The following is a 23,077-nucleotide window of genomic DNA, read 5'->3' on the forward strand; positions in this document are numbered from 1 at the left end:
GGGACAGGCCACGGATACGGCCCGGACTACGTCTTCGACCTCAGTCGAACCTCCTTCGACGTCTTCACTCAACACAAGCGACCTCATGTCGCAACCGACAGTTCCAATGCCCGACTCCACCATCAGGGACCTTCGAGTCCGGCTTCCCGACGAATACGCCTTCGAGGACTGGCTGTTCCGCATGGAAGGCCTCGCCGAGGACGAGCAGAACAAGCCGGTTCTTCTGCCGTCCTCCTACCCGAGACCGCAGGCCCGGTTGCGCCCGGAGTCGGCACCGCGGTCACTGTGCCGGCAAACCTCTGTCCCAACCGCAGGTCTCTCCGGACCCGGATCCACTCTTCGACGCTGACCATGCGTCCCATCCTCGCAAAGGTCATCACTGCGAATGCAATGCTGACCGGGAAGAGGACACCCCTGCGAGGACCACAGGTCCTTGCAACAGTCCTGAGCCATTGTCAAGAGTTGTGGATCGGGTCGTTCACGCCGGCGACGTTGTCACTTGGGTCGGGAATGTGGGCGTACGGGTCAACGCGTCCAACCGGGTACATTCGAAGGTGCACAGGTCCAAGACGACGCTCGGCAATTGACCTCGGTGGTCCCGCACATCTCGCGTCCACGATCGGCAGGACCGACCGCGCGCCCCGTGGCACGACGGTGCGTTCGCCCGTGAGATGGTTGCTGTCATGGCAGGTGACGCGACTCCGGGCAGCGAGGTTGTACTCGAGACGACTCGCCTGCTACTCAGGCCTTGGCGGGCGGCCGAGGCTGTCGTCCAGCGTGAGCTGTGGACCGAACGTGATCCACGAGTGCCGCCGCACCGCCGAATCGACGCGGACGGACACCCCACGGTCGCGGAGCTCGAGGATTCGATCCGCACCAACCAGCTGTGGTCGATCGGGTTGCTGGCGGTCGAGCGGAAGGCCTCTCGTGACGTCATCGGCTACTGCGGGCTGGTCGACAGCGGGCGAGGACCGACAGGGGAACCGGAACTGGCGTTCGAGCTGCTACGCCGAGTCTGGCGTCAGGGATACGCGACTGAGGCCTCGTTGGCAGTTCTGGAATGGGCGAGATCGTCGGGGTGCGAACGTCTGTGGGCCACGGTCTGGGACTGGAACACCGCTTCTCGCCGTGTGCTGGCCAAGGTCGGGTTCACCGAGACCGAGCGGAAGGAAGTGGACGCGGCGTACGGGACCACCCTGTTCACCACGAGACGGCTCTGACACCCGATGTTTGGCCCTGCGGACCGCTCCGAGCAGTGCCGGCAGGCGTCAACCCTCCCATGCCGTCGGCAGAAGCGGATGCGCCACGCGGTCGATGCGGGGGCGCTGGGGACGGAACAACACGACTGCCGCCGGGCCTGCTGGTCAAGAGTTGTGAGTGAGGCCCTCCGACGCTGCGGTGATCTCGGCTGCTGCGAGCCGGGCTTCTTCGCGCACCTCTGGGTCGGGGTGGTGGAGGAAGGGCTCGATCAGCGGCCGGGCCTGCGGGGAGTGGGTGGCACCGAGGATATAGAGAGCGTGTTCGAGGAGTTCGCGCTCCATCGTCGGCATGGCGGCCGTCAGTGGTTCGACGAGGTCCGGGGGCAGGTGGTGGTGGTTGAATGCCTCGCTGATCGAGTTCAGGGCGGACTCGCGCACCTTGGTCACCGCTTCGTTGATGACCAGGCTGACCAGGCGTCCGTCTCCTCGTCCACCCGCTGGTCGTTCACCCGCGGGGCCGCCCCGACCTCCACCGGGCCGGCCGTGGTGGCTACCGACCGCGGCCGGTGGTGACCGTTGCGGACCACCAGGCGACGCCCATACTCGTCCTTCCCGCAGTCAACTCGGCTGTGTACTGGTTGACTTCCGCTTCCAGCGCGGCGGCGAGCATGCGGCGGGCTCCCTCGCCGACGATCTCGTCAATCAGGGCGCCGGACTGGGTGGAGCAGTCGGCAGTGACTACGCTGAGCACGGGCGTGCCTTTCCGCCGCCGTCCGGGCAGGAGGCGGTCGTGGTGGACCCCTTGTCGGTCGTCTGCCTCAGCCACACGGCCGCCCCGCCGCTGGAGGCGGCCCGCGCCGAGGACGAGGCCTGGTGGCCGGCCGCCGTCGCGCGGGAGCGGGAGCCGGCCCGGCGGACGATCGCCGCGAGGGTGGCGCTGGCGCGGGCACAGGAGATCGTGGAGGAGCCCGGAGGGCCCTGGCCCGCGCCGCTGGCGACCGCGAACAGAGCGCGGTCATCGATCTGGCGGGCGCCGGTGACCAGGCCGCGGAGCTGTGGCGTGGATTGCAGGTTCCGCGTTCCGTGTCACCTTGATCGTTCCGTGCTCGGTGTCATATCCCTGACGGCGCGGGCTCCGGATGGCTCGCAACGTCCGGAGCTGAAGGCTCCGACAAGCGCGACCACGTCGCCGGTGCCACCGAACGGCAGCGCCAGTCCACTGGGCACGGCGACGGGTTGGCGGACCCGTTGCCCAGGAACTGGATCACTCGTCAGACGCGTCCCCCTCTGCGGGAGCGTCTCCTGTGTCGCTGCCGTCGAGAGGAATTGCCCGCCATGGCTGAACTCGGACCCGTCGCCTGGCCTCCCGCCCCGATCAGGACCGAGAGGCTGGTGCTCCGTGGGCCCGAGGCGCGGGACCGTGCGGCGTTCGTCGAGTTGCTGGCGTCGCCAGAGGTGCATATCTACCTCGGCGGCCCCCGGCCGCGTGACGAGCTCGAGGGTGAGCTGCCCGGGGTGCCCGAGCGGTGGCCCGGGAGTTTCGTCGTCGATCTCGACGGGGCGATGATCGGCCAGATCCTGCTCAGGAGAGCAACGGAGCACCGCCGCCCGGCTGCCGCGGGGAAGGCCGATCTCGGCTACCTGTTCCTGCCGCAGGCGTGGGGATTCGGGTACGCCGCCGAGGCGTGCGCAGCGGCACTTGAATGGCTCGCCGGCGCGCTTCCCGGTGAGCCGGTGGTACTCACCACCCAGACCGCCAACGTCGGCTCGATGCGCCTCGCGGCAAAGCTGGGGTTCACCGAGGTAGAGCGGTACCAGGCCTGGAATGCTGAGCAGTGGCTCGGCATTCGGTCCCCGGTCACGCCGTCCGGTTGAGCCCGTACTCGACAGCGCGGATCCACGAGGCCGCCGGTCAGTCGTCGGCCTCGGCCGCCGCTCGACCTCGTGGAGCACGAACGCCTGCCGCCAAGGGGCGACGTTCTGGCGAGCAGAGATCCGCGAGCAGGCGCTGCAAGCTGCAGCCTTCTGACCAGCCACGACGAGTCATCGGCTCCAGTGCTTCCCGCCTCCGGTGCTTCGCCTCACAGGTCAACGGGGCCTGGCACGGAGCCGGGTCCATCCACCCACGCCGAGAGCCTGTCAGTCACGCGACTTGTCCGATTGGGCATCTGCTGGACATGGCGGCCCGGAATTGGACACCGAAACGCGGTACCTACAGCGCCACCGGCGGTCGGATCCGCACTGCGCCGCAGTGCAGATCCCGAGCCGTGGTCACCGTGCGTGGGGCTTGTCACCTCCGATACCGCTGCGCCACTGCCGCGAATGCGGCCTTGGGTTCCCATTCCATGTCGGGGTAGGTCTGCCCCCGGCGCCCTTCGAGGAGTTTGACGATGCCCAGGCCGGCCCGGTCCAAGTCGTCCCTGGGGTCGCCGTCCGGGCGGTGCGGGTAGCCAGGCAAGGCGAACAGGAAGACGAACGCGCTGTTCACGCCCTCGGTCTCGAAGATCTCCAGCAGTTCGCTGAGATATGCGGCCTGGCCGGCCTCGTCACGTTCGTATATGCCGTCCAGCCGCACAGGGGCTTTGGTCTCGGGGTCGTACTCGACCACTTCCAGCACCCGCCCACCGCGGTCTCCCGCGCCGCGGTAGGCGGCGGTGCCGAACCCGGTGATGGCGAGCGGTTTCGGGCCTTGGGCCAGGGTGCGCACCGCGTCCCGGAAGCGGTCGGCGACCTCGGCGGAGCGGATCAGCTCGAAGGTCACGAAGTCGAAGGGAGTCCAGTCGACCTGCTCGAACTGGATGGACGCGTAAGTGAGCTTGCCCTGGAAGTGCTCGCGGACCGTGGCCGCGGCGTCCCGGAGGAATGCGTTGACGCGTACGCCGAGCTCGCGCATCGCCTCGGCCCGTCCTTCGGGTCGGCGCATCAGCTGCTCGACCCGCTCCTCGGGGCTCTCTCCGGGCAGGAACCCACGGCTCATCACGCTCAGCTCCACACCGGCGACGAACACGACCTCGGCCCCACCACGCCGCAGCCGTTCCGCCCGCCGGGCACAGTCACGGAAGAGCGCGAGGATCTGCTCCGGGTCCAGCTCCAGCGGATAGGGCGAGAGCCAGACCTCCAGCCCGAGCTCGGCGGCGGCGCTGGCGGCCAGCTCCAGTCGGTCCGGGTCGCCGCCGATGATCTGGACCGCGTTGCAGTGCAGGTCGTCGCGGATGATGGCGAGCTCGCGCCGGACGACCGCTGGGTCGAGGTTCTCCCGGGACGTCTGGCCGTGCACGACGAATCCGGTGTCGTAGGTCATTCCTCTTGCTCGCACGGTGCCGCCCTCTCTGTCGGTCTCGGTGGGTCGAGGCTGACAGGAAAACTGCGCGCACGCAAGTTTGCGTGCGCGCAGTTACGTGTGGCATGCTGACACCGTGACGACACCACCATCAGGGCTGCGGGAGCGGAAGAAGCAGGCCACGCGTGAGGCGCTCCGCGAGGCCGCGCTGCGCCTGGCCGTGGAGCGCGGACCGGACAACGTGCGCGTCGAGGAGATCGCCGAGGCGGCCGGAGTCTCGCCGCGCACCTACAACAACTACTTCGCCAGCCGCGAGCAGGCGATCGTCGCCGCCGTTACCGCAGGCCGGGAGGCGGGGGTCGCGTCGGCGGTCGCCGCCCGGCCCGCAGGAGTGCGCCTGGCTGACGCCGTCACCGAAGCAGTGGTCGAGCAGTACACGAACACCGGTGGGCGCGAACGCGAAGTACTGCTGCTGATCACCACCCGGACCCCGCTGCTTGACGCGTTCCTCGATACGACTGCCGACATTGAGCCCCCTCTCACGACGGTGATCGCCGAACGCCTTGGTGGCGCCGAAGCACCCACAGCCCGCGTTCTCGCGGCGAGCGTGGCCGCGGCGGTTCGCATCGCACTGGAAGGCTGGCTTCGGCCCGCCGGGAACGCGGGGTTCCCCGAGAGTTTCGGCGCCGGAGGACTGGTCGTGCCCTCTGGCTCACTGCCCGACCAGCTCCGCGCGGCGCTGGCCCCGCTGGCGCCCGCGTTCGACGCCGCCGAGCGACGCGTCCAGTCGTGAAGTCGACCCAACTGGGGCATCCACTGAGCAAGGAGTAGATCCGAACATGCCGGTGCGCCTGGCCGTCATCGTGCCGTCAGCTGACTCAAGGCAGGTGACGCTACGTCAGGTCATGATCGACGACTCGGACGGTGGCGCGGGCCTGCGCATCACGCGTCCGCTCCGCCACTCGGAAGCGCCCTGTCGCTCAGGTGCCCAACGTGCCCGAACAACCCATGGATATCCATGAGGCACACGGGCCGAAGTACCACATGCCTCATATGCCTCAGGCGTCCTGGCGGCCCCGGATAGCGGCTGGGACGGCCGGCGGCAGACCTCCCGTGGCTCGTGCTCGCCGCCTGCAGATCTGTCCATCCGCATGCACGCCCCGCCCCGGCTGCCGAGCGGGTGCCAGACCGGGGCCGACGGTCCGCGTTGGGCCAGGTCCTCGATGCGGGCGGCGCCGGCCGGGACGGCGGTGAGGTCGTCCCGGGTCCTGCCGGCCGTCGTCGTCGGTTCGCCGTCCCTGCGGTCGCCGTGCTGCGCGCCGCTGTCCCGGCCGTTGTCGTGCCGCTGCGCCGCGACATCGACGCCGGCGGGGTTGTGGACCAGCCAGGGGGGCGTACCGTCGCCGCGCGGATGCCGTCGCCGACCCGCCCGTCCCGTCGTCCGCCGGGAACGTACGCTACCGGGCGTGAATGGCGTCTGCCGGGACCTCGAAAATGATCGTGAGTCCGTCGCGCTCGTTCCCCTGCTCGCCGACGCGGGTGAAGCCGAAGCCCTTGATGCAGGCCAGGGAGGCGGTGTTGTCGGATCCGATCCTGGCGCGCACGGTCCTGACACCGGGTTCGGCCGCTGCCCTGACGAGCAACGCCCTCAGCATGGCGCGGGCATAGCCCTGACGGCGGTACCTGGGGACGACGGAGTAGCCGACCTCGACCATGCCCGTCTCGTTCGGCGGCCCGTGGAACCCGGCGTCGCCGACGACAGTCCCGTCCGGCTCGGACACCGCTGCCCGCGTGGTCCAAGGAGCGGCGGAGGGGTCCTTGGCGAGCTGGTCGGCACGGTAGCCGAAGATCCAGCGGGCTCGTTCACCGACGAAGTGTTCGTCAAGGGCAACCCCGGCTTCGGCACTGCCGCCGGCGAGGTCACCGTCGGCAAGAGCCCGCAGGGCCTTTGCGCTGAGCTCGACGAAGCGGACGCGTTTGGGGGCGGAGAGTGGTTCGGTGTTCATCGCGGTGATACTCGCTCAGAGCGGGGAAGCCGTCCACCGGGTTTCGGGCCGGACTGACGTTCCTGGGGTCCGGGGCTGCTGCGCCCTGGCCGGCCCGCCAGCAGCTGGCGACGGCGGCGCGCAGCCGCAACATGACGGTGGTGCGCGAGACGTCGCAGTCGGAGAAGGACCAGGTGCTGACCCGGGTCGTCACCAACTACAACCACATGCACGCGATGTCGGTGCAGTACTACGAGGTCGTGCAGGTCTACAGCGTCACGACCAAGCCGACGAAGCTGGAACGCTGCCTGTTCATCCCGCTGCAGGAGCTCACCTTCACCTACTCCAGCCTCCAGCGGTACAAGGAGGTCCTCGCCTCGGTGGCCCCGGCCGACTGGGGGGGCGAGGATCCGGGCGGCGAACCCGTTCGAGACCGCCGTGCGCAAGCTCGACGCCTGCACCGCGCCCGAGGCGCCGATGCGGCAGGACTTCGACGGGGTGGACCTGGTGGACATCGCCGCCGGGCCCATGGGCGTGTACGGGGTGCGCAGGTTCGACGGCAGCCCGGTGCGGTTCGACCCGGTCGGCCGGCAGTGGAACCCGATACCCACCACCGGACTGAACAACGGCCTGAACCGCATCGCGCCGGCAAGGACGTCGTCTGTGGGCTGCGGACCGACAAGCAACTCGCGCACTTCGACGGAACGACCTGGAAGACCAACACCCAGAACTGGCAGGGGCTGGGCCTGGCCTGGCCTGCGCCGGCAACGGCACGCTCTACCTCATCGGCCTGGACAACACGCTCTTCCAGCGCGCCGAGAACGGCACCTGGCAGTCCCTGAACGTCCAGGCTGACGACGTCGCCGTCACCAGCAAGGACAAGCTCTGGTACTGCCGTCAGGGCAAGGCATTCACCCGCGGCGAGAGCGGCTGGCAGGAACTGTCCCCGTCCGGGCTGAACGTGCAGCGCCTGTCCCCCAGCGCGGACGGCGCGATCGCGGCGTATGCGGCCGACGGCAGGTCCGCCATGCTGGTGCCCGGCGCGACGTCATGGACGTCGACCGGCAACTCCGCCCCCGCGGACAGCGTCGCGCAGGCGAAGGCCGCCCCGGTCACCAAGGGAGACGTGTGGCTGCTCCGCAACGACGGAGTGCTCACCCGTATCCTCAGCGCGGAGCGGGGGGCGCAGGTGCCCTTCGACGCCGCGCCCAAGGCCGACTCCCCCTACGCCTCCAGGATCGACGTCTGGTACGACGAGGTCGGCATCCGCAGCATCCAGGTCATCTTCCCCGGGTACACCTACCGCCGCGGCGACACCGGCGGCTCCGGCGTCCAGCAACGCGCCTCCTACACCTTCGGCGGCGCCGACAAGCTGATCTCCGTCGACGCCTGGTCCGGCACCGGGGCCCGTGGCAGCCTCGCCGGTCTACGTCCCCAGCCCCGCCGGCAGTTCGGTGACGGTGATCGACACCGCCACCAACACCGTCGCCGCCACCATCTCCGTCCCGGGCGCGTTCGGGGCAGCGTTCAGCCCGGACGGCACACGCGCGTACGTCAGCAACAGCCGGGACCGGGCCCTCGTGGTGATCGACACCGCCACCGCCAGGGTCTCCTCCACCGTTACGGTCGGCTGGCTCCCGCAGGGTGTGGCCGTCTCGCCGGACGGCGGCCAGGTCTACGTCGGCAGCGCCCTCGGCACGACGTCCGTCGTCGACGCCACGACCAACACCATGCTCACCAGCATCCCGACGGGCGGCTGGTCGACCGCCGTCCTCGCCAGCCCCGACGGCAGCCACGTCTACGTCAGCAGCCTCACCAACGGCACCGTCTCGATCATCGACACCGCGACACTCACCATCACCTCCACCATCCCCACCGACCAGAACGTCTACCAACTGGCGATGGCGCCCCTGCCGCCCACCGCCACCGGCCTCACCCCCACCACCGGCCCGGCCGCCGGCGGCACCACCGTCACCCTGACGGGCAGCCACCTCTACGGCACCACCGGCGTCTCCTTCGGCACCACCCCGGCGAGCAGCTTCACCGTCGTCCACGACACCACCGTCACCGCGACCGCGCCCGCCGCGAGCGGCTCCGCATCGGTCGACGTCACCGTCACCACCCCCGGCGGCACCAGCACCATCACGGCCGCGGACCGGTACACCTACACCAAGGACACCACCAAGCTCACCGCGAACCCGATGCTGCTCTCCATCGCACCCGGGCAGCTGAGCACCAACCTCAACCTGTCGGCCACCCTCACCGACACCACCACCGGCAAGCCCGTGCCCGGCGCCACCGTCACCTTCAAGGTCGGCTCCACCACCGTGTGCACCGCCACCACCGATGCCGCGGGCACCGCAACCTGCACCGGCCCCTGCCCGGTCGTCACCGTCCTGCTCAACCTCGGCTACACCGCCACCTACAGCGGCAGCCCCACCCGGGAGGCGGCCACCGCCACCGCCGGACTCATCCGCATCAGCTGACGCACCACACACCGCTGGAGGCCGCCCCCGGGACTTCCCGATGGCGGCCTCCAGCCGTACAGGGGCCCACCGGAGGGTTGCTACACGCCGCGCTGGCGGGGTGACGGTCATGCGAACTGTCGTGCCAACCGGCAAGAACGGTGAGGCCGACCAGCGCGGCGACCGTCGCCAAACTCTGGCGGACGTTCAAGGTGCAGCTCGCGCAGTCAACGCGATGAAGGCGCAGACCAATCTGACGAACGCCGTGCACCGTGCCAACAGCCGGTACGGACCAGTGTGCGGGCCGGGCGCGCGGCGCTCGGTTCCTCGCTCTGCGGCGGAGTCGGTGGGGGCTGTGGGGGTTGTGCCGGACCGTAGGCTGGGCGGTTCGCCGGGCTGGGACGGGGGCTGTCCTAGCCCTGTCCTGCCGCGTCCCAGGGGTCCGCTTCGGGTGTTTTGCTGGGACGGAGCTGGGACTGTCCTAGGACGGTCTCACCGTGTTCTGCCTGGTCGGAGCGTTGGCGAGGGGGCCTGGGACAGGGCTGGGACATGCTGACGGCTACTGGCCGGGCGGGGTGTCCTCGATGGCGGCGAGCAGGCGGGAATGGACGGAGCCGGCGGCCTCGCGGGTGGCCGGGTCCGGGTCCTCCAGATGTGCGGCGATCAGTCGGCGGCCGCGGCGAGGACCGGCACCGGAACGGTCGCCGATCGCAGGTGCAGGAGCTGGGCGGCCGCGAGCTCGCCGGGCGCCGCCTGGGCGCGGGCGTGGGGGAATCAGAGCGCTGATGCCGCGGGGCAGAGGCTGGGTGCTGTCACCCGGCTCATTCTCCCGCGCGCCAGGCACCGGTGATCACCACGGCCGGTCGTCCGCCGGGCCAGCGGGAAGGGCGCCGTGGTGTTCCCTGTCAAGTCCGCGTGTTGACGGGAGCACCGGCAGAGGCATGCCATCGCCCCGGTGCAAGTCCGCGACGGGTCCAAGTTCCAAGTCCTCACGTATCGAGGAGATTTGAGTCGTAGATTGTGTTCATGATCGAACAGGCGCCGTCCGAGCAGATAGAGCGACCAAGCGCGAAACGCAGGAAGCATGCTGCGCCCAAGCGAGTTGAGGTCGGCGGGGTGCTGCGGTCGTCCGTGCTGATGGCCGCCGGGACGGTGGTCTCGCGTGTCACCGGACTGATCCGGCAAGTGCTGCAAGCTGCGGCACTGGGCACCGGGCTGCTGGCCACCACCTACAACCAGGCCAACACGGTGCCCACCAGCTTGTACTTCCTGTTGATCGGCGGCGCGCTGAACTCCGTCCTGGTCCCGCAACTGGTCCGGGCCCGGACGGAGAACGCCGATGGCGGGACGGCCTTCGAGCAGCGTCTGGTGACCCTCGTGCTGTGCGTACTCGGAGTCGGCGCCGTGCTGGCGACCTGGGCCGCTCCGGAGATCATCAGCATCTACCAGCAGGACACGTCGGCCACACACGACGCGTTCGAGCTGACCGTGGTCTTCGCCCGCTTCCTGCTTCCCCAGATCTTCCTCTACGGCGTGTTCAGCATCTTCGGACAGGTCCTCAACGCCCGGAACCGGTTCGGGGCGATGATGTGGACGCCGGTCCTGAACAACGTGGTCCTGATCACGATGTTCGGCCTCTACCTCGGCATGATGACCACTCCGGAGAACGTCTCGGACATCACCGGCGCCCAGGTCAGGCTGCTCGGCATCGGAACCACCCTCGCCCTGGCCCTCCAAGCCTTGGCGCTGGTTCCGTACGCCCACGCAGCCGGATTCCGGCTGCGACCGAGCTTCCACTGGCGGGGCGTCGGCCTGCGCAAGAGCATGAACGCGGCCCGCTGGACCCTGCTGTTCGTCCTGGCCAACCTCGTGGCGGGCACCGTGGTCACCCGCCTGGCCTCCGCCGCCGACGCCGCCCTGCCCAACGACGGCGTCGGCTACACCGCCTACAGCTACGCCCAGCAGATCTGGATGCTGCCCCAGTCGATCGTCACCGTCTCCCTCGTCACCGCCCTCCTTCCGCGCATGAGCCGGGCGGCGGCCGAGCACCGTCTCGACGACCTGCGCGCCGACCTGTCCCGCGCGCTACGGGTCAGCGGTGTCGTCATCGTCCCGGCAGCGTTCTTCTTCGTCGCCTTCGGCCCGCAGATCGCCCAGCTGCTGTTCGCCCACGGTGCCGCCGACGCCGCGGCAACCGTTCCCCTGGGCCACATGCTTCAGGCCTTCGGCCTCGGGCTGGTCCCGTTCTCCGCCCAGTACCTCCTGCTGCGCGGCTTCTACGCCTTCGAGGACACCCGCACGCCGTTCCGCATGGCGCTGTGGATCAGCGGCATGAACATCGTTCTGGCCGTGGCCTGCCACCTTCTGCTGCCCCCGCGGTGGGCGGTCACCGGGATGGCCGCCGGCTATGCCCTGTCCTACGCGGTCGGCCTCCTTCTGACGGCTCTGCGGCTGAGGAAGCGCACCGAAGGCCTGCTCGACGGTCGCCGGATCTGCCGCACCTACGCCAAGCTGACCGCATCCGCCATCGGCGCAGCGGCCACCGGCTGGCTCATCGCCCGCTCGTGCAGTCACAGCCTGACATCGGTTGCCTCGCTGACCGCGGGCGGCATCGTGATGGCGTTGCTGTTCTTTCTCCTCGCGCGGCTTCTGCGAGTTGGTGAACTGCGTAGCCTGCCGGGGATGGGCTGACGCGGGGGTAAACGCTGTGCACGGTGCCCTCACCTGTACTCGTGCCCCCTGATCAGGGGCGCGGTGAGGTGGCACTGTTCGATCTGGACGCCTGGGGTTGCGAGTTGTGGTTTGCGAGCCGTTGCGAGCGCTGCTTTGCGAGGTGCCGTCCGGCGATGGTGACTGTCGGTGACGGATCGGACTGATTTCGTCGGGTCATATGGGGATTACGACTCCGGCAGCATTGAAGGCCAGGGTCGGGCCGTTCCCGAGCGGTGATCTCCGGCGGGAATGGGAGCCCACTCCGGCGAGATCGGGAGCCACTGATGAGCTGAAGTACCCAACCGGGCGGAGCATCCGGGAGGAGGGCTTGTGGGCGTTAGGCCCGACCTCGGGGTGGGGCGCCGTGAAGGGTCCCCGACGGTGCGTTGGGATGGGCCGAGGCGAGCCAGTTGCTGGGTGAGCCCGTCGGCGCCTCGGCGGGTCGGGCGTCGAGCAGGGGTCAGGCGCCTGTTTCCAGGACGTGCTGGAGGGTGGTGAGTTCGGTGTCGACGAGGGCGACCTGCTCGTCGAAGAAGGCGTCGGTGAAAGTGGGGGGCTGGAAGAAGGTGATCATGAATTCGGTACCGACGCCATTGGGGACGACGCGTGCGGGGACCTGCCAGGAGGCTTGGCTCTCGACGTAGTCGTGGTCGAGGAGGCCGAGGTCGGCGTTGCCGCGGATGCGCAGACGGGCGGGGCCGTGCGGGGTGGTCATCAGCCACCAGTCGGGGTCGTCGGTGGGCTCGATCGCCTTGATGTTGACGACGGCCCAAGCGGGCCAGTTGGCCGGGTCGGCGAGGAATGCGAACACGTCGGCGACGGGGCGGTTGATGGTGACGGTCTTGGTGACCGAGCGGGCGGTGGCGGGGCTGGTGCTCATGTCGTGCCCTTTTCGGGTGGGGGTTGCGGGGCGCCGACCAGGTCGCGGATCCATGCCTCCATCTGGAGGATCTGGTCGGGGGTGAGGTTGGCGAAGAAGTGGGCGTCGTTGCGGTCGGCGATCTCTGCGAGGCGGGGCGCAAGGTTGCGCCCCTGGTCGGTGAGGGTCAGCCGCAGGATGCGCTTGGAGTCGGGGTCGGGTTCGCGGGATATCAGGCCTTTGGCGATCAGCCGGTCGACGAGGCGGGAGACCGCGCCGACGTCGATGTCGACGTAGCGGGAGACCTCGCGGGTGGTGGTCGCGTCGCCGCGGTGGACGGTGATCAGGACCGCCCATTGGGCGACGGTCACGCCGTGCTCGGCGAGCTGTCTCTCGAAGCGGCCGTGGACCTCGTCGGACAGGCGGCGAAGCCAGTAGCCGAGATGGTCGTGCAGGCCGCTGGTCTGTGCAGTCACGTCTCCAGAGTGAACGCTGACATAACTGTTGTCATGACAACACTGTGTGGACCTCCGCCGTGACCTGCGGTGCGAGGAGGTGGGCGGCGTGGTCGGCTAGGTCCCAGAAGCAGCGGACCGGTTCGCAGTCGCGCTGGCCGAACTCTGTGACCGCTTCCGGCAGTTCGGCACACCGGCGCAGTGGGAGCGGTTCTCCGCCGCTACCCGGGCCTACTTCCTCGGTCTCGTCTGGGAGGCGGCCAACCGTGAGGCCGGCCGGGGCCCCAACCTCGCCGACTACGGCCCGATGCGCATCCACTCATCCGGCATGGTCACGGTCTGGGTGACGCTGGACGCGGTCGACGGCTACGCCCTGAGCGAGGCCGACTACCACCTTCCCGGTCTGGCTGAGCTCAGGGTCATGACCGGGAACATCGTCAACTGGTGCAACGACATCTACTCGTACGGGCGCGAGTCGAAGAACCAGGGCCGGACACTGCACAGCCTGGTGGACGTCGTCGGGCGCCAGTACGGGCTGGACGGGCAGACGGCGATTGATCACGCTGCCCGTATCCACAACGACGAGCTGGTCCGCTTCCCGGAGCTCTCCGACGAACTCCGTCGGCACGGGGGACCGGAGGTGGCCGGTTACATCACCGACATCGACGACTGGATCATCGGGAACTACGAATGGTCGCTGGTCACCATGCGGTACGAGGTGGCGAAGTACTTCACGCTCCCCGATGGCGCAGTTCGATAGGACACACCGAGCTCACCCACTCCTTTGTCGGACGGCCGACATGCCTCGAGGCTCGGGTGCGCGGCACCACCAGGTAGACCGGAACCCATGCGCGAGCATGTCGGCCAGGGCCGTCTGCTCGTCCGCGTTGATGTAGGTTCCGCGATTGAGTGTCCAATCGTGCGGCGATGCGCTGGGGTTTCGTTCGAGTCCGCGTTAGTTGTCGTCGACGTCCGTCCGCAGAGTCGTGTCCAATCCTCGTGATCAGCCGTTCGTGTCGGGGACGACCCAGTCGAGTGCGGATCTGAGGAGAGCGTGGAGTTCTTGGTCGGTTTGGAGGTCTCGGTGCTCAGGACGGTTGTCACCGCTGCCGAGGTCCACGTAATCGAGTTCGGCTTCGCCGCTGCTCCAGACGGTGATCTGGATGACCCGGTTCCCGGCTTCGACGGTCAGCCATGCGCTGTTCTTGGGTCGGCCGTCTTCTGGGGAGTGCCGCAGTTCGGCGGTGATCCCACGCGCGCAGAAAACCGCGTCGTTCTCGGCGAACCATGTCGTGAGCGCGACTGGGAGGTCAAGCAGTCGATGGCTGTTCCCGGCTATGGGGTAGGACATCTGGAAGGCGAGGCGTTCATCGGCCTGGTCACCGATGCGAGCGAGCACGCTGTCCAGGTCGAGGAACTCCTCCCAGACCGACCTTCCGCTCGCCAGCGCGAGTCTGGCGACGACAAGGTCTTCGAGTTCGGGGACCCGCTTGTTCTTCCAGATCTTGTCGGCCAGGCTGACCAGGAGGTCTTCCACCCCGGCCTCCTCGGCGGTCCAGGCGGCGTGTGTTCCGGCGAATCGTGCCATGACGAAATCGATGCCTCGGGTCAAAAGCAGCTCGCGGCCGGCTTCTTCGTGCTGTGCGCCGGGAGCGGACAATTCGGCGGGGTGCAGGACCTTGCCGATGTCGTGGGTGGCGGCTCCGAAGAGTACGGCCTCCGGATTGATGCCCAGATCGAGGTTGCGTGCAGCGATCCATTCGAGGAGTTGCCCCGCAACGTCGTGGACTGCTCGAAGATGGGCGACCAGGCGTGGCGGAGCGTCAACGTCGTGAAGCAGTTCGGCTGCTTCGATTGGCAGTGGACGCAGTGTGGGCTGGCCGGTGTCCTGGAGGGCAATCGACAGTACTCGCGAGGTCGTCACGGCGACAGGGTAGCCGTTGATTTGAGCGTGGACTCCAGCTTCTCCTCGGTCTGTTTCAGTGCCTCACGCAGCCGATCACGCTCGTCCTCGGTCCTCCCGCAGCCGGGCCGTGGCCGTCTTGAGCTGATCCCGCTCCGCGCGCAGGATTCTGAGTTCTGCCGTGGCCAGTTCCAGGTCAGCCGCCAGTGATTCGGCCGAGGTGTGCGAGCCCGCTTCCGCCTCGCGTTGTGCAGCCCCGCTCTGCTTCCTGATCGCTTCCTCGATGTGCTCGCGCAGTCCCTCGGCGTATACCAGCCAGTTCGAGACCCGTGCTGTGCGAGCGAGTTCGAGGAAAGTGACCTTCTCTCCCGTCGCAGCCATCTCGTTGAGGGTCTTGAGTACCCGGGCTCGTTTGGCCTCGCGCAGCATTTGGGCGGGGGTCCGTTTTACCCTTGGCCCGATCCTGCGCCCGGTGCGGATCGGCGCGGTTTCTTGTTGGCGGACGCGGTAGCGGGGTAAAGATCGCACAGGTCCTGCGATATGCGCGTGGGCGGACGAGACGAGGAACCGTGGCAGAAAGCCGTTTCAGTGACACCATCGCCCAGTTGGAGGCGGAACTTCCCGGCATCGAGGCCCGGCGGCGGCGTCTGGAGGACGAGCTGACCGCCGCTGTGGCGCGCGAGAACGCCGTACGCGGCGCCATCCAGAGCCTGCAGGCCCTGGCCGGGCTGCCGGCCTCGCAGGGCACCACTGCGGTGGGCACCATTCGGGCAGAGGCGGACGCCATCGCCGGGGTCCGGCCGCGGCAGCTCGCGGCCGAAGCCGGGGCGGCGCCGGACCGGGGCGGGGAGCCGGCTGAGAAGGCCACCGCACGCACGGGCACGGTCACGAAGACGGCGAAGAAGACCGCCGCCAAGAAGGCTGCCCCCGCGAAGAAGTCCACAGCGAAGAAGGCCACAGCGAAGAAGGCGGCACCCGCGAAGAAAGCCGCGGCGAAGAAGACTTCCGGCAGCGCGCGGCCGCGCACCGCGGCGAAGAAGTCTGCCGCGACCCGGAGCACCGGGCCGGTGCGCACCGGCGCCGAGCCGGCCACCGAGAGGAGCGAAACGGCTGCGCCCGTGCCCGGGCGGCGAGCGACCGGGGCCACCTCCGAGAGCGTGCTGGGCGTGCTGGCCGGTGCTCAGGGGCCGCTGCGGGCCAGGGAGGTGATCGCCCGGCTGGGGATCGAGGAGTCGGCGGACAACGTGAACGCGGTGCGCACCATGCTGGAGCGCCTGGTCAAGGCCGGCCGGGCGCAGCGCCCGGGTCGTGGCCTGTACGCGAAACTGGACGGCTGACCCGCGGGCCCAACCGACGGCCGGTTCGCGAATCTGAGATGCCGGGAGGCCGCCGCCTGTGGGTGGCGGCCTCGTGTGCCTTCCCGGGGCCTCGGCAGCCTGGGTGCTGGGAGCAACGGGCGGGCCTCGTCCCTGGTCAGAGACCCCGCACAACCGGTCTGCTCAAGCGTTCGGTCACTGCCTCTATCGGAGCCGGCGCGTGGGGTTCAGTAGACGTCCGCGAGGCGGCACGGCTCTCGGACGGACGGGCACAGCTCGGCCGGGTGGTCCGGGTCCTCCTTCGGCGGAAGCTCGACCACTGACGAATCGGGGTCGGGCGTCGGCTGGACGGCGTAGCGGTACTGGACGACGGTGATCGCCTTGCCCGCGCCGAGGTCGACCGTCCGCTGGTGCAGCGGCCCGAACCGGCTCCCCCCGCCCTGCAGCACGACCTGCCCGGTGTCGACGGGGAAGACTGTGAAGTAGGAGGGCTGCCGCAAGCCGCCGATCGTTGACGGGCTCTGCCCGGAGGTGTAGGACGCGATCGAGCCGTAGGAGAATCCCGTGGCCAGGTTGCCGTTGACACGGCTGATCGAGGCGAGGCACAGGTAGGAGTCGTCCCTCAACCACACCACGTCCGCCCGGTCGTGGGCGTCCTCGCTGCGGTCGATCACCGCCAGGTTCGCCAGGGTGGGGGCGGGGCAGGGCTGCGGCGGGTTCTTGGCCAGCTGGTCCACGATCCACTGCGCCGCCGCCGGGGCGGGCTCGGGTAGCACCACGGGGTGCGCCGTCACCGTCGGGGTCGCCGTCGGGGTCGCCGTCGCCGCTGCCGTGGATGCCGCTGTCCCTGCGCCGCCCTGCCCCGTGCAGGCTGCCGCCCCCAGCGCCAGCACCACCACCGCAGCCACTGCCGCGCCCCCGCGCCGTGCCGTGCGCCCCATCATGCAACCCCCGTCACCTTGTTTGCCCCTCCCCGAAACGTTCGATCACATCCTGCCCGATCCGGCGGGCCGGAAGTGTCCGAACGGCAACGGCCGTGTGCCGCGGCGGCTACGGGCCCAGCCCGGCCGCGCGACAGGGGCCGGCGCGGCCGATGCCCGGGCGGCCACCATCTTCGCCGAGTTCGGCGACCGGCGCGGCGAGGGCATGGCGCTGACCAGCCTCAACGCCCAGCCCCAGGTGCGACAAGTCGGTGGGGACGCGCTCGGCATGATCTGGTCCAAGAACGCCAACGCCTGGGAGCGCGGCCACGCCTACGCCGCCGCGTTCCACTGCCAGCACGGCCACCTGGCGATCCCGGCGACCGCGAAGCCGGACGGCTACGTGGTGGGCGCGTGGATGCGCCGCCAGCGCAAGGCCGAGAACCTCACCACCGACCAGGTGACGAAGCTCGAGGCCTGGACGAGCTGTGGCGGTTGGAGCCGGACTGGAACCGCTCCTACCGCCGCCTGCTCGCCTACCTCGCCGCCGACGGAACCCTGGACGGCCCGGCCAACCGCCCCGGCAGCGCGGACGATCCGACGTTCCGGCCCGGCACCTGGCTGCGCAAGCAGGCGGGGGCCCGCACCGACGGGCAGCTGACCCAGCAGCAGACCGCACTCCTGGACGCACTCCACCGGCACGCCGAGACCGTCGCCGCCTGATCCGCCCCGTCCATCTCGCCGCCCCGCTCCCGACCCCGGAGGTATCACACGATGACCGACACCACCCCGGAGCCCACCACGGACGAAGACCTCAACGAGCGGTTCCCGCTGGCGCTGTACCGCCACGACAACGGCGAACTCATGATGTCGACCACCCACGTCACGGCCCTGCTGCGCCACGTCGCGGAGACCGTGCGGCTGTGGCGGGTCCGAGGCCAGGTGCCGCTGGATTTGATGACCACTGCTCGGATCTACGACGCCCTGGTTGCACTACGCCGCCGACCTAGACACCGCCGTCTACGACGCGCACGGGCAGGGCGAGCCGGCGGACCGGACCCGGGCCGACGAGGTCGCGCGCCACCTGGAGGGGGTGGCCGGCGCCTATCTCGCGGCCGGCTGACCCGCCCCGCATGCCCAGCCGTCCCGGCCCACCCCGGCAAGGACGGCCCACCCGTCCCGAGGAGAAGCGAGGCACCCCATGATGACCGACCCACCGGCCCGATCAGCACACCGCCTACTCCGTTGCGCTTCCGGCCCGGCCTCGTCAGTCGGTAGCTCTTGGGGTCGTGGGCCGGGTGGGTGGTTCTGAGAGATGAACGGGTGTTTGGGTGGTGCGCCTGGCGTCGAGCGACCCGCACCCGTCGACACGCTGGCGGTCAGCCCGTGTGATCCGATGAGAGGACCCGCCCGTGCCACCCGAAAGAAGCTCGCCTGCGCTTCGGCAGGCACCGATCACGGCGAGGGGAGCACTTGTCGTCTCGCTCTGTCTGACTTCACCGTCCGTGGCCCTTCTTCCTGCACACGCGTGGGCGGCCGATGCCCCGACGGCTTCGGCGAGCCACGCCGTGAAGGCCGCCCCGCCCAGCCTCCGGATCGCCGGCGGGGAAGAGCGCCGGCCGAGACTGAGCGCCGCGCTGCCGCCGAGCGTCGTCGATGCGAGTTCGAATGCCAGCAGCACCGGCGGCTTCGGTGAGCCCTCCATCGCGATCAACCCGGCCAACCCCGATCAGATCGTCATCACCCGCTTCCACCAGCAGTTCTGGAACGCCGCCACCAGCAACCCCGTCAACAGCCCCAATGCCGATCTGCTCTACTCGACGGACGGGGGCGTGAACTGGTCCGAGAGGACGACGATCACACCGCCGCCTGGTGTCACCACAGGTGTGGCCCCGTCCGACCAGACCATCGACTACGGTCGCGACGGCACGCTCTACGGCACCTTCCTCACCTGTCCCAACAACTGTGCCCAGCAGCAGGTGGTGACCGGCTCGACCAGCGATCCCGCCAACGCAGCGTCGTGGACCTGGAATGCCAACGGCGGGAGCACCCAGTTCACCAGCGGCACGCGCACCGTTGCAGACCAGCCCTGGCTGGTGGTGAACCGCGATCCGGACGACGCGACCAAGGACAAGGTCTACGTCGGCTACGAGGACCTCGCCCCTGTGACCCCAACGGCGCAGGTCGCGGTTTCGAACGGGGTCAGCCCGGTCGACTTCACCGTGGACAACTCACCGGGCACGGTCGACACGAACAAGGCGACCAGCGCCGGTATCCGCCTGGCCACCGAGCGGCAGCACGGCTGGGTCTACTCGATCTTCCAGACCGGCTCCGGCACCGGCGACCCGCAGAACATCACCTACCGGCTCAACCGGTCCAAGGACGGCGGGAAGCACTGGAAGCTGGGCGGTGGTACCGAGACCGACAACCAGGGCATCGCGGTGGCCACGGCCGACACCCACCAGGGCAGAACGTACAAGTTCGGCGGTGTCAACGCGCTGATCGGCGGCATCGACCACGCTGCCGTCGACCCGTCCAACGGCGACGTCTACGTGGCCTATGGCGTGGCAGTCGGGGGCAACAACCAGATCAGGATCCGGCGGCTCACCGACGACGGCGCGGGCAGTCTCACCGTCGGGGCGGAGTACAACGTCTCCACCTCGACCAACGCGGCGCTTCCCTCGGTCGCGGTGCTGGACGACGGGACGGTCGGTGTCCTCTACATGACCTCCGACGGCACCAACACCAGCGGCTACCCCATGTTCTCCGCACATCTCGCCCGGAGCACCGACCACGGCGTGACGTTCACCGAGCCCGCCACCCCCCTGCAGTCGTTCGCCTCATCGCAGAAGCCCGCGACCGGCTGTGCGGGCGACCCCAACTGCTCCACGCAGCGCGTCCTCGGCGACTTCCAGCAGATGAAGGCGGTCGGCAACGTCTTCTACGGCACCTTCCCCGGCAACACCAGCGGGGTGGGCGCCGCAGGCCCGCCGATGGACGCGATGTTCTTCAAGACCGTGCGCCAGGACACGCAGACCTCACTGGCCTCCTCGCCGAACCCCTCGGTGTACGGCCAGCCGGTGGACTTCACCGCGACGGTCACCCCCGTACCCACCGGCGGCACGGTCAGCTTCACGGTCGACGGGATCCCGCTCGGCGCTCCGGTGCCGGTGGACACCACGACGGGGCAGGCGACATCGAGCAGCATCGCCACCCTGAGCCCGGGACCGCACAACGTGGACGCCGTCTACAGCGGCAACGGCGACTTCAAGGGCAGCACCGCCACGACCCTGGTCCAGACGGTCAACCAGGCGGCGGTCGCCACGACGCTGGCGTCCTCCGGCCCGTCGGAGTTCGGCCAGGCCGTCACCTTCACCGACACCGTGTGCGCCGCCAGCCCGAGCACCAATCCGGCCGCAGCGCCGACCGGAACGGTGACCGTCCGCGACGGCAGCACGCTCCTGGGCACCGGCACGCTGTCGCCGGGCGGCGGCACCAACTGCAGCCAAACGCAGGTCAGCACCTCCAACCTGCTGCCCGGAACGCACACCATCACGGCCCAGTACAGCGGTGACGGCAACTACCTGGCCGGCAGCCCGGAGTCCGCCACCCAGACGGTGAGCTGCACCAGGACCATCACCGGGTCGGTCCCGAACGCGGTGTTCGCGGGCAGCGGCAGCACCTGCATCGTCAACGCCACGGTCGGCGGCACGGTGCACGGCGCTGCTGGTGGCCTGCTGTTCATCAGCAACTCCACGATCCATGGCAGTGTCCTGTCCTCCAACGGTGCCAGGTTCGGCGTTTGCGGCAGCACGGTCACCGGATCGGCGAACATCTCCGGCGCCAGCGGATTCGTGCTGATCGGGGACCCGGGTGACGACGGCTGCACCGGCAACCGGATCACCGGCCAGGTGGCGCTGTCCAACAACCACAGCGGTGCGGAGGTCATCGCCAACCACATCGGAGGCTCGCTCCAGGTGCAGGGGACAACCGGTACCGGCCCCTTCCCCGAGGACTCCCGGGCCGAGATCGAGGGCAACACCATCGGCGGATCCCTGGCCTGCTCCGGCAACGTCCCGGCGCCGACCAACGACGGGAACCCCAACTCCGTGACCGGCTCCCGGCTGGGCCAGTGCTCGACCCTGTGATCACTGCCACCACGACCACGGACTGAACCGGGACGCTTCGAAGAAACCTGATGCATCCCGGCCGAAGGGGCCCGCATGTGCGGGCCCCTTCGCTGCTCCGGGCCCAGCCGACACGGGTGCCGTCCCGATCCCGCCGTCCCGGATGAGCGGGCTCCCGGCTACTCATCACCCAAACCCGAGGGGACGAGACCTCAGACCAGGGACAGGGGCAGGCCACAGTCGGCGGGCACCCTGCCACATACGTCAGCGGCCCACCGACCTCTGGGCCGCGTTCAATCATTTGGTCGGACGGAACCTACACCTACACCGTCTCCAGCGGTCGGCCAGCGTCGGTCTCCTATGGGGAGTAGCTGCGAGTGGCCGAGGGCCTGCACCACTCGTGAGTCAGCGCGGTGGCCGAGCTAGGGCCCTCCACCGACCGCCGGCAGCGAGGTCGCCCCCGGCCAGCACCGCGCACGCCGTCAGGACGAGGACCACGGCCACGCGTGCCGCGCTCCACGCGGATCACAGGGGTCCGGCACCTGGGCCGGCCGCTCCAGCAGGCCACGCACCTCCCCAGCAGCCGCTTCGGGCTGCTGGGGAGCTGGTCAAGGGCAGTGGGAATCGGGGGGTGATGCCTCGGCAGGCGCGGTCTTCCACTCAGGTCACGCGGCGCAGAGAACTCCATGAGCTGGGAACCCGTGCCCGCCTTCCCTACGCACGTCGCGTCGCGCCCGCGTACGATCACCAGCCGTCGCCGATGAAGTGAGGCTGGATCGATGCCCCGTACCCCAACGCCGATACACCTGACCGCTGTCACCCTGGCCTTGACCGCTCTGCTGGCTTGCGCAGCCTGTGCTGGACAGACCAATGTCGCGCCGTCCACTCCCGTGCCGACGAGTGCCGCCGCGTCAGCCGTCGCCGCAAGCCCTCCGCCGACGAGTGCCACCGCGTCCGCCGTCGCCGTAAGCCCTGCGCCGAGCTCGGGCCGACCGGACCAGCAGCAGCTGGACACGGCCGCAGACGCGGTCTCACGCCTCAGCACCTCCTACCAGGATGTCTTCACGGGCCTGATGGTGGACGTTCCGGACGGTTGCGTCATCGTCTACCGGAAGCCGGGCGGTGGCGGCTTCGACGCCGCCCTCGCTCACCTGGGTCTAGGCGTGCGCATGGACCTGCGCGACGCGCCGCGCTCGATCAGCGAGCTGGCCGCCACCCGCAACCGGGTCGTCGCACTGATAGGGCACACCAGCGACTACAGCATCGTCATGGTGGGCGACGGATCGGAGGTGAGCTTCACCCGCGGCGTGGTGGAGGTCGACGTCAGCGGAAATCTGGCCAGCGCCCAGGCAGACCTGCGCGGCCGCTTCGGCAACCGGGTCACCGTCTCAGTCGCCCAACCGCTCTACGGCTGACCGGACTCTCCGCCCCCGCGTTCGACTGCCAGAGGGCATTTGATGAGAGTAGTTTGCCCTTTATGTCCCAGTAGGTTCCTCGCCAGGTCGGTGTGGTTTCGTCCGTTATGCGCTTGGCGAGCTCCGGGTGTGCTGCCGGCGAGACCGGCAGCACACCCGGGCTTTCTCGGGGCTGTGGCTTCGCCGCCGTCCTCGATAGTGCCGATGACGCGCTGGTGGTACTGGGCGAGGGTTTCGCCGCCGGGCAGGGGGAGTGGGGTGCCGGTGAGGGTGTACCCGGCCACCGCACGATCTTCAGGAGTCCACATAACCTCCGATGATCACGCGGTGGTCGTTCCCCGTTCTCTGAGCCTTCGCCATCTTCGAACATGCTGGTCGGAGGGGCTGGCGTGACGGTTGTCCGGGGTGCTCGTCCTGGTCGTGGGCGGGAGTCTGCGGTCT

At 69.3% G+C, this 23,077-nt stretch carries 20 protein-coding genes and 3 pseudogenes; 13 read left to right on the forward strand and 10 right to left on the reverse strand.

Annotated elements, in window-relative coordinates; all coding sequences use genetic code 11:
* The first annotated feature begins 683 nt into the window (after window positions 1-683).
* A complete protein-coding gene (locus ACZ52R_RS41795; protein ID WP_465665358.1) occupies window positions 684-1,220 on the forward strand; it encodes a GNAT family N-acetyltransferase in 537 nt (178 codons plus the stop codon).
* Between the two features lie 144 nt (window positions 1,221-1,364).
* On the opposite strand, the gene ACZ52R_RS41800 is transcribed toward ACZ52R_RS41795, so the two are convergent.
* Both ACZ52R_RS41800 and ACZ52R_RS41805 read right to left on the reverse strand, forming a co-directional pair.
* Window positions 1,365-1,646 (reverse strand): HEAT repeat domain-containing protein, encoded by a 282-nt coding sequence (locus ACZ52R_RS41800; protein WP_465665356.1) that lies wholly within the window; start codon window positions 1,644-1,646, stop codon window positions 1,365-1,367.
* A gap of 8 nt (window positions 1,647-1,654) precedes the next feature.
* Window positions 1,655-1,950: pseudogene (locus ACZ52R_RS41805) on the reverse strand (IS256 family transposase); the annotation flags it as partial.
* A gap of 584 nt (window positions 1,951-2,534) precedes the next feature.
* On the opposite strand from ACZ52R_RS41805, the gene ACZ52R_RS41810 reads away from it, so the two are divergent.
* Window positions 2,535-3,074, forward strand: coding sequence for a GNAT family N-acetyltransferase (locus ACZ52R_RS41810; protein WP_465626741.1), 540 nt, complete (start codon window positions 2,535-2,537; stop codon window positions 3,072-3,074).
* Window positions 3,075-3,489: 415 nt separating this feature from the next.
* On the opposite strand, the gene ACZ52R_RS41815 is transcribed toward ACZ52R_RS41810, so the two are convergent.
* On the reverse strand, window positions 3,490-4,500 hold the full coding sequence (locus ACZ52R_RS41815; RefSeq protein ID WP_465665354.1) for a hypothetical protein: 1,011 nt from the start codon (window positions 4,498-4,500) through the stop codon (window positions 3,490-3,492).
* 115 nt (window positions 4,501-4,615) lie between these two features.
* On the opposite strand from ACZ52R_RS41815, the gene ACZ52R_RS41820 reads away from it, so the two are divergent.
* On the forward strand, window positions 4,616-5,272 hold the full coding sequence (locus ACZ52R_RS41820; protein ID WP_465665352.1) for a TetR/AcrR family transcriptional regulator: 657 nt from the start codon (window positions 4,616-4,618) through the stop codon (window positions 5,270-5,272).
* 664 nt (window positions 5,273-5,936) lie between these two features.
* Here ACZ52R_RS41820 and ACZ52R_RS41825 read toward each other — a convergent pair.
* The gene (locus ACZ52R_RS41825) at window positions 5,937-6,485 is read right to left on the reverse strand and encodes a GNAT family N-acetyltransferase (protein ID WP_465665350.1); all 549 of its coding nucleotides are present in this window, start codon (window positions 6,483-6,485) and stop codon (window positions 5,937-5,939) included.
* Between the two features lie 140 nt (window positions 6,486-6,625).
* Here ACZ52R_RS41825 and ACZ52R_RS41830 point away from each other — a divergent pair, with 140 nt between their 5' ends.
* A complete protein-coding gene (locus ACZ52R_RS41830) occupies window positions 6,626-7,306 on the forward strand; it encodes a hypothetical protein (RefSeq protein WP_465755403.1) in 681 nt (226 codons plus the stop codon).
* Window positions 7,307-7,361: 55 nt separating this feature from the next.
* Here ACZ52R_RS41830 and ACZ52R_RS41835 read toward each other — a convergent pair whose 3' ends face one another.
* Complete coding sequence (locus ACZ52R_RS41835) at window positions 7,362-7,622, reverse strand: hypothetical protein (RefSeq protein WP_465755404.1); 261 nt, start codon at window positions 7,620-7,622, stop codon at window positions 7,362-7,364.
* Between the two features lie 251 nt (window positions 7,623-7,873).
* Between ACZ52R_RS41835 and ACZ52R_RS41840 the strand changes: the two genes are divergently transcribed.
* Together ACZ52R_RS41840 and murJ are read left to right on the forward strand one after the other, a co-directional pair.
* Complete coding sequence (locus tag ACZ52R_RS41840; RefSeq protein ID WP_465755405.1) at window positions 7,874-8,950, forward strand: IPT/TIG domain-containing protein; 1,077 nt, start codon at window positions 7,874-7,876, stop codon at window positions 8,948-8,950.
* Window positions 8,951-9,955: 1,005 nt separating this feature from the next.
* On the forward strand, window positions 9,956-11,620 hold the full coding sequence (gene murJ / locus ACZ52R_RS41845; RefSeq protein WP_465755406.1) for a murein biosynthesis integral membrane protein MurJ: 1,665 nt from the start codon (window positions 9,956-9,958) through the stop codon (window positions 11,618-11,620).
* A gap of 481 nt (window positions 11,621-12,101) precedes the next feature.
* Here murJ and ACZ52R_RS41850 read toward each other — a convergent pair whose 3' ends face one another.
* Together ACZ52R_RS41850 and ACZ52R_RS41855 are read right to left on the reverse strand one after the other, a co-directional pair.
* Complete coding sequence (locus ACZ52R_RS41850) at window positions 12,102-12,521, reverse strand: SRPBCC family protein (protein ID WP_465626438.1); 420 nt, start codon at window positions 12,519-12,521, stop codon at window positions 12,102-12,104.
* On the reverse strand, window positions 12,518-12,976 hold the full coding sequence (locus ACZ52R_RS41855; RefSeq protein ID WP_465626436.1) for a MarR family winged helix-turn-helix transcriptional regulator: 459 nt from the start codon (window positions 12,974-12,976) through the stop codon (window positions 12,518-12,520). The genes ACZ52R_RS41850 and ACZ52R_RS41855 overlap by 4 nt, the downstream gene beginning before the upstream one ends.
* Before the next feature lie 115 nt (window positions 12,977-13,091).
* Here ACZ52R_RS41855 and ACZ52R_RS41860 point away from each other — a divergent pair.
* Window positions 13,092-13,715, forward strand: a pseudogene (locus ACZ52R_RS41860) (terpene synthase family protein); the annotation flags it as partial.
* 243 nt (window positions 13,716-13,958) lie between these two features.
* Here ACZ52R_RS41860 and ACZ52R_RS41865 read toward each other — a convergent pair.
* The gene (locus ACZ52R_RS41865; protein ID WP_465755407.1) at window positions 13,959-14,879 is read right to left on the reverse strand and encodes an HD domain-containing protein; all 921 of its coding nucleotides are present in this window, start codon (window positions 14,877-14,879) and stop codon (window positions 13,959-13,961) included.
* 75 nt (window positions 14,880-14,954) lie between these two features.
* On the reverse strand, window positions 14,955-15,287 hold the full coding sequence (locus tag ACZ52R_RS41870; RefSeq protein ID WP_465755408.1) for a DUF6262 family protein: 333 nt from the start codon (window positions 15,285-15,287) through the stop codon (window positions 14,955-14,957).
* 140 nt (window positions 15,288-15,427) lie between these two features.
* Here ACZ52R_RS41870 and ACZ52R_RS41875 point away from each other — a divergent pair, with 140 nt between their 5' ends.
* Complete coding sequence (locus ACZ52R_RS41875) at window positions 15,428-16,195, forward strand: type IV toxin-antitoxin system AbiEi family antitoxin domain-containing protein (RefSeq protein ID WP_465626432.1); 768 nt, start codon at window positions 15,428-15,430, stop codon at window positions 16,193-16,195.
* 206 nt (window positions 16,196-16,401) lie between these two features.
* On the opposite strand, the gene ACZ52R_RS41880 is transcribed toward ACZ52R_RS41875, so the two are convergent.
* On the reverse strand, window positions 16,402-16,953 hold the full coding sequence (locus ACZ52R_RS41880; RefSeq protein WP_465626430.1) for a hypothetical protein: 552 nt from the start codon (window positions 16,951-16,953) through the stop codon (window positions 16,402-16,404).
* A gap of 430 nt (window positions 16,954-17,383) precedes the next feature.
* On the opposite strand from ACZ52R_RS41880, the pseudogene ACZ52R_RS41885 reads away from it, so the two are divergent.
* From ACZ52R_RS41885 to ACZ52R_RS41905, 5 genes and pseudogenes are all read left to right on the forward strand, one after another.
* Window positions 17,384-17,560, forward strand: a pseudogene (locus ACZ52R_RS41885) (helicase associated domain-containing protein); the annotation flags it as partial.
* A 29-nt stretch (window positions 17,561-17,589) separates the two neighbouring features.
* Window positions 17,590-17,817, forward strand: a complete 228-nt coding sequence (locus tag ACZ52R_RS41890; protein ID WP_465755409.1) for a helicase associated domain-containing protein — start codon at window positions 17,590-17,592, stop codon at window positions 17,815-17,817.
* Between the two features lie 265 nt (window positions 17,818-18,082).
* A complete protein-coding gene (locus ACZ52R_RS41895; protein ID WP_465755410.1) occupies window positions 18,083-18,217 on the forward strand; it encodes a hypothetical protein in 135 nt (44 codons plus the stop codon).
* A gap of 445 nt (window positions 18,218-18,662) precedes the next feature.
* Window positions 18,663-21,242, forward strand: a complete 2,580-nt coding sequence (locus tag ACZ52R_RS41900) for an Ig-like domain repeat protein (RefSeq protein WP_465755411.1) — start codon at window positions 18,663-18,665, stop codon at window positions 21,240-21,242.
* Window positions 21,243-22,294: 1,052 nt separating this feature from the next.
* The gene (locus ACZ52R_RS41905) at window positions 22,295-22,636 is read left to right on the forward strand and encodes a hypothetical protein (RefSeq protein WP_465626422.1); all 342 of its coding nucleotides are present in this window, start codon (window positions 22,295-22,297) and stop codon (window positions 22,634-22,636) included.
* The last annotated feature ends 441 nt before the right edge of the window (window positions 22,637-23,077 follow it).

Source organism: Kitasatospora sp. NPDC034023 (assembly GCF_055575795.1).

Bases quoted from the DNA above. Each gene is read 5' to 3' on its own strand.
- ACZ52R_RS41795 (WP_465665358.1), top strand. From the start codon at position 684: ATGGCAGGTGACGCGACTCCGGGCAGCGAGGTTGTACTCGAGACGACT.
- ACZ52R_RS41810 (WP_465626741.1), top strand. From the start codon at position 2,535: ATGGCTGAACTCGGACCCGTCGCCTGGCCTCCCGCCCCGATCAGGACC.
- ACZ52R_RS41815 (WP_465665354.1), bottom strand. From the start codon at position 4,500: ATGACCTACGACACCGGATTCGTCGTGCACGGCCAGACGTCCCGGGAG.
- ACZ52R_RS41825 (WP_465665350.1), bottom strand. From the start codon at position 6,485: ATGAACACCGAACCACTCTCCGCCCCCAAACGCGTCCGCTTCGTCGAG.
- murJ (WP_465755406.1), top strand. From the start codon at position 9,956: ATGATCGAACAGGCGCCGTCCGAGCAGATAGAGCGACCAAGCGCGAAA.
- ACZ52R_RS41850 (WP_465626438.1), bottom strand. From the start codon at position 12,521: ATGAGCACCAGCCCCGCCACCGCCCGCTCGGTCACCAAGACCGTCACC.
- ACZ52R_RS41870 (WP_465755408.1), bottom strand. From the start codon at position 15,287: ATGCTGCGCGAGGCCAAACGAGCCCGGGTACTCAAGACCCTCAACGAG.
- ACZ52R_RS41905 (WP_465626422.1), top strand. From the start codon at position 22,295: ATGGTGGACGTTCCGGACGGTTGCGTCATCGTCTACCGGAAGCCGGGC.